This is a genomic window from Serratia sp. A07 (assembly GCF_058725505.1).
In genome coordinates this window covers 1-1124 of record NZ_JBZXDO010000180.1, presented here as the reverse complement: position 1 = coordinate 1124, position 1124 = coordinate 1, and the positions used below count along the sequence as shown (strand labels likewise).

The window sequence follows — 1124 nt, the reverse complement described above, 5'->3', positions numbered from 1 at the left end:
TTGCCGGCCAATGACACCGTGATTAACGACTTCTTTGCCGAACTGCCAAAGGCCACGCCCACGGACTTTCTGGTCAACCGCGAAACGCTGGTTGCCATTCCGCTGTCGCAGGGCGCCATCAGCGACGAGGTGCTGAAGCAACGTATTGACGAGAGCTTTGCCATGGCGCTGCGTATGGGGGTGCTGTGAGGGTATTCGGTGGTTTAAGAGCGAGAGAGGTATATGAGGAATTTGTATGACGCATGACGATTTGAATCTGCTTGCCGTGCGGTGGTTGAAACGTCCTGAAAGCGCCAATGGGCCGGGATGTCAGGTCGCGCTCACCGAAGTCGGTGGACTATATGGCGGGGAGCGCGCCGATGCGTTTGGATACCGTTGGGGATTTGGTGGCGGTTCCGTGGTGGTCGAGTCGAAAGTGAGTCGCTGTGACTTTCTTGCCGATCGAGCCAAACCGCATCGCAATGGAGGCCGCTGTGGAATGGGAACCTATCGCTACTACATTTGCCCAGAAGGACTTATCGACATTCAGGATTTGCCAGAGAAGTGGGGGCTTTTATGGGTCAACAAGCGGGGTCACATCAAATTGAAAGCAGGGCATCTTTGCGGTTGCCGAACCGCGGGGTTTCGGGGGCGCGAGCTAAAACCCTTTTGGCAGCATGATGCCGACTTGCGTTTCGAGCTGGACATGCTGGCCCATGCTCTGGTCAGGTTTGGCGATCCGGAGGAAACCAAAACACGGGTCAGGGAAGCAAACCGAGTGCACAATCGACTCGCCAATGATGTTAATCGACTGCGTGCACAGCTGAAGACGTACAGCAATGATCGTTACCTGTTGATGCTCTATCAACAACGGTTTGGTGAGTTGGATGCATGAACCTGATGAAGTTAATGAAACGGCGCTGCGGCATGACTTTACCACGTGATCACCAATTGTTTTTATGGGGAATTCCGATGACATTTCGGGAGCTTGTCAACCGGCCGTATCGCCAGATGGGCTATGCGGCCTTGCTGGTACTGGCGGCAATGGGGCTTCGGGGATGGTGTGCAGACATGGTGTGGCTGTCGCTGTACCTGCCGGGGCTGGAATGGCTGGCCGCCACAGCGCTGCCGGTGCTCCGCTGGGA

Annotated in this window: 1 protein-coding gene and 1 pseudogene; both read left to right on the top strand. The window is 55.8% G+C overall.

The window, feature by feature from the left end:
• Positions 1–189 (top strand): annotated as a pseudogene (locus tag AC4PR2_RS29030) (type-F conjugative transfer system pilin assembly thiol-disulfide isomerase TrbB); the annotation flags it as partial.
• Between the two features lie 46 nt (positions 190–235).
• Entirely contained in the window at positions 236–874 is a 639-nt protein-coding gene (locus AC4PR2_RS29025) for an adenylosuccinate synthase (RefSeq protein WP_492176069.1), read from the top strand.
• Positions 875–1124 lie beyond the last annotated feature (250 nt).

What these genes read in the sequence shown, in the direction of transcription:
- AC4PR2_RS29025 (WP_492176069.1), top strand. Translation starts at nt 236, where the DNA reads ATGACGCATGACGATTTGAATCTGCTTGCCGTGCGGTGGTTGAAACGT.